Origin of the sequence: Marinobacter algicola DG893 (genome assembly GCF_000170835.1) — a bacterium.
GTDB classification, from domain to species: domain Bacteria; phylum Pseudomonadota; class Gammaproteobacteria; order Pseudomonadales; family Oleiphilaceae; genus Marinobacter; species Marinobacter algicola.
Window position 1 is genome coordinate 1 of sequence record NZ_ABCP01000070.1, and the last position, 8,612, is coordinate 8,612.

General features: G+C 55.5%; 7 protein-coding genes. 1 reads left to right on the plus strand and 6 read right to left on the minus strand.

The window, feature by feature from the left end:
* Positions 1-315: aminotransferase class IV (locus MDG893_RS19845; protein WP_040474826.1), on the minus strand; the 315-nt coding region annotated here is incomplete at its 3' end.
* Positions 316-413: 98 nt separating this feature from the next.
* Positions 414-3,320, minus strand: coding sequence for a bifunctional [glutamate--ammonia ligase]-adenylyl-L-tyrosine phosphorylase/[glutamate--ammonia-ligase] adenylyltransferase (glnE, locus tag MDG893_RS19850; RefSeq protein WP_007155632.1), 2,907 nt, complete (start codon positions 3,318-3,320; stop codon positions 414-416).
* An 81-nt stretch (positions 3,321-3,401) separates the two neighbouring features.
* Here glnE and MDG893_RS19855 point away from each other — a divergent pair, with 81 nt between their 5' ends.
* The gene (locus MDG893_RS19855; protein ID WP_007155633.1) at positions 3,402-4,580 is read left to right on the plus strand and encodes an ion channel; all 1,179 of its coding nucleotides are present in this window, start codon (positions 3,402-3,404) and stop codon (positions 4,578-4,580) included.
* A gap of 1 nt (position 4,581) precedes the next feature.
* Here MDG893_RS19855 and MDG893_RS19860 read toward each other — a convergent pair whose 3' ends face one another.
* The 4 genes from MDG893_RS19860 to pip form a co-directional block, all read right to left on the minus strand.
* On the minus strand, positions 4,582-5,439 hold the full coding sequence (locus tag MDG893_RS19860; protein WP_007155634.1) for a CYTH domain-containing protein: 858 nt from the start codon (positions 5,437-5,439) through the stop codon (positions 4,582-4,584).
* 106 nt (positions 5,440-5,545) lie between these two features.
* Entirely contained in the window at positions 5,546-6,568 is a 1,023-nt protein-coding gene (locus MDG893_RS19865; RefSeq protein ID WP_007155635.1) for a porin, read from the minus strand.
* A 498-nt stretch (positions 6,569-7,066) separates the two neighbouring features.
* On the minus strand, positions 7,067-7,531 hold the full coding sequence (gene dtd / locus MDG893_RS19870) for a D-aminoacyl-tRNA deacylase (RefSeq protein ID WP_007155636.1): 465 nt from the start codon (positions 7,529-7,531) through the stop codon (positions 7,067-7,069).
* An 81-nt stretch (positions 7,532-7,612) separates the two neighbouring features.
* Entirely contained in the window at positions 7,613-8,575 is a 963-nt protein-coding gene (gene pip, locus MDG893_RS19875; RefSeq protein ID WP_007155637.1) for a prolyl aminopeptidase, read from the minus strand.
* Between the last annotated feature and the right edge of the window lie 37 nt (positions 8,576-8,612).

Below are 8,612 nucleotides of genomic sequence, written 5' to 3' on the forward strand. Positions count from 1 at the left end.
GCCGAGAAATACCATTGGGCGCAGGTAGGCTTCGTCCAGGTTGTTTTCCCGCACTGCGGCGGTCTGTGCCGCATTTAACTCGTCCTTGCTGAACGGCATGGTCATGTTCAGGATATGGGCGGAGCGGAAAAGACGATTGGTGTGATCTTCCAGCCGAAAAATCGCAGCACCCTTTTCAGTGCTGTAGGCGCGGACCCCCTCGAAACAACCCAGGCCGTAGTGCAGAGTGTGGGTCAGCACGTGAGTTTTGGCTTCCCGCCAGGGAACCATTTCACCATCCAGCCAGATCAGGCCATCGCGATCAGCCATCGACATTGTTTCTGCTCCTAAAGCGCTCTATTCGGAAAACCGGCATTCTAGCAGGAAAACTCGGGCTTACGAAGAGGCACAATGACTCTTCCATCACCTCTCAATCACCCCAACATAACCCGATTCCACATACTTTGGATGTAATCACGTTCTTCGGGAAACGCGTCACCCGCCACCTGGCTGTTCAGGTTCTGCAGCGCCCGCCGGTGTATCGTGGAGCGCAGAGTGATGAACGTTTCCCTGAGTTTCTCGGTGTCTTCCACCGGCAAAATCCCCACCCGGCCCAGCTCCTCCATCTGGCGAATATTATCGGACCATTGCGTCAGTTCCGGATGCTCGGAACACCAGGCCAACATCAGATACTGCACCATAAACTCAATATCAATAATGCCGCCGTAGTCGTGCTTGATATGGAAAACCTCAGGCACCTTGCCTTCAACTTGCGGCGTACCCAGGGCGGTGCGCATCTTCTCTCGCATGCCGACCACTTCTTCCCTCAGTTTGCCCCGATCCCTTTGCTGACACAGGATGTCGGCGCGCAGCTTTTCAAAGGCTTCCAATGTTTCCGGACAGCCTGCCACACCACGGGCGCGGGCCAGCGCCTGGTGCTCCCAGGTCCAGGCATCGTTGCGTTGGTACTTCTCGAAAGCAGACAGGGTACTGACCAACAGCCCCGAACTTCCCGAGGGTCGCAAACGCATATCCACGTCATAGAGCTGGCCAGACGGCGTCTGGGTATTGAGGATATGCACAATGCGCTGCCCAAGCCGGGTGTAGAAAACGGCGTTATCGATGGGCTTGTCACCATCCGTTGAATGTTCCGGATCGGCGTCGTGGATAAAGACCAGGTCAAGGTCCGAGGTGTAGCCAAGTTCGATACCGCCCGACTTGCCATAGCCAACAACGGCGAAATCGGTGTCACAGGCTGAGCCATCCTTGCGCCGGGGGTAGCCATGGCGGCTGACCAGATTGGCAAACGCCACGTCGACCACATGGTCCAGCACCACTTCGGCAATCCACGTCAGGTAGTCACTGACTTTCATTAGCGGCAGGGTTTCCCGTATCTCCGAGGCGGCTACTCGCAAAATGTGGGCTTTCTTGAAGTGCCGCAGAGTTTCCATCTGCTCTTCGAGATCTTCGTAGGGAATCCGCAGCATCTGCTGGCGCAGGTCATCCTGAAGTTCGGTTTTTGCAGGCGGGCTGTACAGGCTTTCTGCGTTCAACAGCTCGTCGAGCAGCAAGGGCGTTTCCGCCAGTTGGCTTGCGATCCAGGGGCTTTCACTGCACAGGCGAACCAACTGGGTTCTGGCTCCCGGATTCTCCAGCAGCAACACCATGTAGGCGGTTCTGCGCAAAATCGCTTCAACCAGTTGAAGAACCCGCACCAGCGTCTGGGACGGCCCCTCCACGTGAGTCAGCGCTTCCAGCAGTACCGGTATGAACTTGTTCAACCGCTGTCGCCCTTGGGTCTGCAGCGTCTGCAACGTGCGGGTTCCGCGCAGGTCGCTGAGCGCGGAATAACTACCTTCGGCGTCCTCGAAACCATGCTCATCGAGCCAGGCGGTCGCTGCCTCCTCGTCCATTTCACCCAACCAAAGTTCCTGCCAGCCCTCATCAAGCGCCGCCACCTCGTGCTCTTCATCTTCGATGGCGATGATATCCGCAAAATGCGTGGCCACCCGTTCGCGATGCTTTTCCAGTTCTGCAACGCAGGCCGGCCAATCATCAAATCCCATGATCAGCGCCACACGAGCTCGGGAAAGATCGTCTTCCGGCAGCAGTTGGGTCTGCTTGTCTTCCATACCCTGGAGGGCATGTTCAAGATTGCGAAGGAAGACATAGGCCTCCTTCAGCTCCTTCACCACCGGTGACGGCAACAGCTCCAGCTCTTCCAGCTCCTTCAGGATGACCAATAGCTCCCGCTGCTGTAATTCCCGATCACGGCCGCCCCGGATCAACTGGAAGGCCTGCACCACGAATTCAATCTCGCGGATGCCTCCATTGCCAAGCTTTATGTTATTTTCCAAGCCTTTACGGCGTACTTCCCGGCTGATCATGGACTTCATGGCACGCAGGGACTCGAACGCACTGAAATCAATATACTTGCGATAGACAAAGGGCTTCAGGCTATCCATCAGCACTTGTCCCGCCTGCTGATCACCGGCCACAACCCGCGCCTTTACCATGGCATAGCGTTCCCAGTCCCGCCCCTGGTCCTGGTAATAGGTTTCCAGCGCAGCGAAACTTAACGCCAGCGCCCCACTCTGGCCATAGGGACGCAGACGCATATCCACGCGGAACACGAAGCCGTCGGCGGTGATCTGGTCCAGCGCCTGGATCAACCTCTGGCCGAGGCGGATAAAAAACTGCTGGTTATCAATGGATCGTCGCCCGCCACGGGTCTCACCCTTCCCTGGGAACGCGAAAATGAGATCAATATCAGAGGACACGTTGAGCTCGTGCCCTCCCAATTTCCCCATACCCAGAACAATCAGGGGCTGTAGGCCTTCTTTACCTGTCGCAGGATTGACTCCCCACGGCGTTCCCGATTGTTCGCAAGTGTCTTCGTACAACCAATCCAGGGCACCCTGGACACAGGTATCGGCGAAATCACTCGTGGCCGCCATGGTTTCGGCAAGATCGGCCCACCGCATCAAATCCCGCCAGATAATCCGGAACTGTATTTCCGTCCGGAATCGTCGCAACGCCGCCTGTAGACTGCCCTCATCAACCACTTCAGAAAGAAACTCCTGCCAGCGTTGATGCAGGTAATCCGAGGTTGTCGGCTCAACCAAAGAGCGGGACTGACATAGCGCCGCGACCTGCTCCGGATGGCGCTCAAGGGTGCGCCTGACAAACAGGCTGCGCGCAATGGCCTGGGCCACATCCTCATCGGAAACACCATCCTGAGTGCCCAGAAAACTGGGGACTCCTTCGGGAAACACCGAAGCCCAGGCACCGCCAACCTCATCTGCCAGACTCTTCGGTAAGGAGCGCCAAGGCTCGGACATAATGCAAACCCCTGTGTCTCTGTTATATTTCCCGTACTGTATAACGAACGCTCCCCCGACTGAACCGTTGTAAGGACACCAATGCAGAGGAATCGCCGGCCGCTGAACCCGGAACACCAGCTTTCTCACTTGCCCATGTCCGGCATTATCCGGTCACGCATCAAGCGGCTTTTTACCATTCTTGGCGGGCTGTTGATCGCCCAGGTAGTGATCATCTGGGCGGCTGAGGATCTCACGCTGTTCGAGTCTGCGTGGATGACCATGACAACACTGGTTACCGTGGGCTACGGTGATTTTGCGCCGCAAACCATCATCGGACGGCTCAGCACCGTTTTCTTGATGTTCATCGCCGCCATCACTTTGTTGACGCTGATCGTCAGTGATTACATCGAATACCGGTTCTACCGCCGGGAACGTATCTTAACCGGACGCTGGATATACGCCATGAAAGACCACATCGTGATTATCAACACACCGCAGACGGGCGGAGAGCAGTATTTTTCCCGCTTCGCCTCCCAGATGCGAGCCGTACCTGGCTATGAAACCGTCCCCATCATCATACTGACCAGCCAGTTTCCGAACGGGCTGCCGCCCGAACTGGCGGACAACGGACTGGTTCACTTCCATGGCTCCGGTAGCGACCCGGAAGCTCTCAAGGCGGTGCACGCTGGTGCTGCCAGACATATTATCGTATTAGCCGCCGACGAATCCGACCCGACGTCCGACAGCCTGACCTTTGATATCGCCCACAGGTTGAGTGAGTCCAATCTTGGGCAGAAAGTCACAGTGGAGTGCGTACGGGATGAGAACCGGGATCGCTTTACTTCTGTAGGTGTCCGCACCGTTATCCGGCCGGTCCGAACCTACCCGGAGATCATGGTGCGCTCGGTCATCGCACCTGGGTCAGAGAAAGTCCTTGAGGATCTGTTTAACTATCAACACGACCACCCTCACCGCTACGAAATTGAACTGGACGACCTGAACTGGGCGGATATTGTTAGCGCGCTGATCCGGCATGGCATCGGCACCGCACTGGCCTATATTGACAACAATAACGAAGTCGTTTGCCATCCGCCGACCGATAAGGAAATTGAAGGTAAGGGCCTGATCGTTCTGGTAAAGTCCAGCGAGACACCGGACGTGGAAGTGGTGAAAGAGGCCCTGTCACACTATCGCGACTTTATTAACAAGTGGCACAACCTGCAGAAACAGACTTCCCAAGAGGGTAGTAGCGCTGCCAACGCGGCCGATCAGTCGTAAACTATGCCGCCGCGATGGCCAGTTGTAGCTGGCCAAGTTCCTTGCTGGTTGTCATATCGCCAATGGCACTACCCTCTGCCAACAAACGGAACACATGTTGGCAAAGCTCCCCGACACCGCGCTCGCCAGCCATCCGACCTATCGCTCCAAAATCGTCGACATCCACGTGAACGGGTTGCCCGGTAAGCCAGGACACGCTTAAGAGAAACAGGAATTCATTCACCGACAACTCGGCATCTGACGCCGTTTGCTGAACCGGATGATAGAGCCCCGCGAGGTGATACCCCTGCTCCGCCTTGCTGACCAGGTTCAGAAACACCGGCACTTCATCCGCCAAACGTCGCGCCCACGCGAGTAACAACGAGGCGTCTCCGGCCTTAAGCTCAAATTCAATTTCGCTGAGCGGTCGGGACTGGTCACCTGCCACGATTTCCCCGGAATCAATGGCCACTTCAACCAGGCTTTCCCCTTGCTCGATCATGACCACACGACGCTGAAAGTTGGTCTCAAACACCGGCTGCAGTTCGGCAAGATTCACATTCTGCCCCACCGGCGTATCCGCGAGCAGCCCCATATTGAGCGTGGTACCGATCAACGGCCATTCCCACTCCTGGCGACGATGAGCACCATCAACGAATTCACCACGGGTTTTCAGGGTCTGAATATGCTTGTCACCCACTTTGCGTATTCGCAAGGCAATCTTCTGACGATTGAGATCCCCACCGGGCGTGTCGTAGTAAGTATTTCCCAATTGCAGGGTTTCGGACTCATACGTATTTGGCTGACCCAGCAGCCAATCAACCGCTCGATCCAGATCAGGCTGCGCCACGCTGAGTTTGATTTCCAGTTCCTGAGCCATCCGCCCTCCTGCCGGGGAAGTTTGATATCAGCATACATAAAAAAACCGGCGGCCCGAAGAAGGCCGCCGGTTTTGTAACTACTTATCCGATTAGCGGGTTAGCTGATCAGAAGTAGTAAACAGCACCAACAGAAGCGATGGAACGCTCGTCAGTCACTGCATCGTTACCCAGAGAATCGGTGTACTCGTATACTTCGTCACCACCACCCAGGTAGCCTTCGAAGTAAACATACATGTGGTCAGACAGATTGTGCAGCGCCTGCAGGGTCACAGTAGAGGTTTCAGTGTCGTCGGCATCGTCAGCCACGTTCAGCTCGTAGGACAGAGCGAACTGGTTAGCACCCATGGTGTAGTAACCAATCACGCCGTAAGTGTCAGACGCGTCCTTGGTGGTGTGGTATTCACCAGTAACACGCAGGGCGCCAGCGTTGTAGCTGCCACGCAGACCATAGGTGTTCTCGTTGCTTGCAGAACCACCATCGTTGGAGTCCATAGCAACGGCCAGTTCCAGCGCGTCCATTTCATAGACAGCGGCCAGCTGATAAGGATAGGACTTGTCGCCACCCTTATCGCCCAGTGATGCATCGTCGCCATCGCCATTGATCTGAACAGCGCCCCACAGGCTCAGGCCGCCGAAAGACGGAGACATGTACTGAACCAGGTCGCCTTCACCAGTGGTGTAGTCCGCACCGATGTTCAGGATGGCTACTTCGTAGTACTGGGCGATTTCGTCAACCGCACGCTCGTAGGTGGAGTCGTCTGAACCAACCCAAACCTGGCCGAAGCTATCACCCTTCACACCGATGTAGGCTTCGTCCAGGTCTTCAAGACCAGATTCACGATCTTTGTCATCGGCAGCCAGGCCTTCCAGCTCAAGCTTGAAAAAACCAGTGATGCCTGGAGCAATTTCGTGATCGTGCTTGACGCCCAGCGTGGAACCATTGTCGAAGTGGCTCAGTTCAGAAGGACCACCGTCGAAGTTGTCGTGAGCGATAGCGTACTGGATGTTGCCGTAAACCTCAGGCATGGAATCCATGCGCGCAGCCAGTTCAGAGGCATTCTCCATTGCCAAAGCGGAACCAGAGAAGGTCGCGGCGGCGATTGCAGATGCGAGGAGCGTTTTTTTCATGTTGCGTCTTCCTTTTGAGTTAACTCAGGTTTTAGCGTCGGGTTAGTTTCCCGCTCTTTAGACTTCACCAGTCGGGCTGGTTGAGCCCTATTCTGTTTATTAACCATGTCAGTTTTGTGACAAGGCCATAACAATTCATTTTTCTTCTTGTCGGTAAAGAGCCTATCAGGCCCTTTACAGCTCAGTCACTTACACTGCTTTATTAAAGCACTGAGTGATGAACCTGTTTTAATACAATGATGTCGCATTTGCAAATTTTTAATCGAGCCTTTTTAGCTCAATTAAGCTTAAAAGGGAAACTTTTTATGCCATGAGCTGTCATCTACTTTCTCGGAACTTCCTGTTCAAATCTGAGGCCAAAAACCATTAATTTATTTAAAATCAGAAAATTAATGGCCAAAAACCGCTTCCCAGACCAATTGAAAACCCAGCCTGCTGGCCAGCGCTGCACCAGAAAAGACCAACCGCTGTTGCAATGCCTCGCAATAGAGCGACACCTCAACCCTGCCCTGGCACACCTCCGGCCTCCAGAAGAAACGTGACCGGCCCATCGTTTACCAAGGCCACCTTCATGTCCGCGCCGAACCGCCCCTGACCAATCCGGTCAGAGCCCAGCTGCGACTCACACGATGCCACGAATTCATGAAACAGTGCTTCTGCGGATTCCGGGCGCGCAGCCACCGAAAATCCTGGACGGGACCCGGACCGGGTATCAGCAGCAAGCGTAAACTGGGGAACAACGAGGAGAGAGCCGCCCATATCGAGCAAGCTGCGATTCATCCGTCCCTGGTCGTCGGGAAATACCCGGTAGGCGAGTAATTTTCGACACAGTTCCCGCACCGTGCTGGAGTCGTCAGACTTCTCCACTCCGAGCAACAACAACAGCCCCGAACCAATCTCGGAGATGACCTCATTATCGACGGTGACGCTGGCGTGAGTAACCCGCTGTATCAGCCCTTTCATTAAGCTCCCTGCGCAAGGACTCAAAGTTCGAAGCGGAGTTTATCCACGCACCAGGTTCGCCGCAACCCTCTTAATGTGACTTTACGTATCCCGGCCTTCAAGCTTCGCAGCGACCTCATCAACACCACGTATCAAGGCATCAATGATGGCAGGCTCGGAGGCCGAGTGCCCGGCATCCCGTATAATCCTCAGATCAGCTTCCGGCCAGGCTTCACTTAAAGCAAGGGCATTGTCCAACGGACACACCATATCGTAACGGCCGTGGACGATAATACCTGGAATATCCTTGAGTAGCGCCGCGTCACGGACAACTTGATTGTCTTCCAGGAATGCATTGTTCATGAAGTAATGGCATTCGATGCGCGCCAGGGCAATAGCCACATGAGGATGCCCGAAGTGCTCAACCACACGCGGGTTCGGGTGCAGGGTTGCGCACCGCCCCTCCCAGATGGACCACGCCTTGGCGGCTTGTATCTGCTCCAGCTCGTTGCTGCTCGTCAGGCGACGGTAATAGGCCGTGACGAGATCGCCACGTTCGTCCTCAGGAATAGGCGCCAGGAAATCCTGCCAGTAATCGGGAAACACGCGGCTCGCGCCCTCCTGGTAGAACCAGTGGATATCCCTGGGCCGGCAAAGGAAAATCCCCCTCAGCACCAGGCCAAGCACTCTGTCCGGGTGCGACTGGGCATACACCAGGCTCAGTGTAGACCCCCAACTACCGCCAAACAGTATCCACCGGTCCACCCCAAGAAAGGTCCGCACCGTTTCCATATCGTCCACCAGCTTTTGAGTGGTATTCCCTGCAAACTCAGCCAGTGGGCTCGAACGGCCAGCGCCGCGCTGATCCATCAAAATAATCCGGTAACGCTCGGCATCGAAGAAACGGCGGTGGTAGTCCTCACACCCACCACCGGGCCCGCCGTGGACGACCAGAACGGGAATACCATCCGGATTGCCGCTTTCTTCAACATAGAGCTCATGGGGCGGATCAACCGCAATGCGATGCTGGACGCTGGGTTTGATATCGGGGAACAGGGTGAGCATGGGGCGCTCCGGAAAAAGGATTTAACCGGAGTTTAGC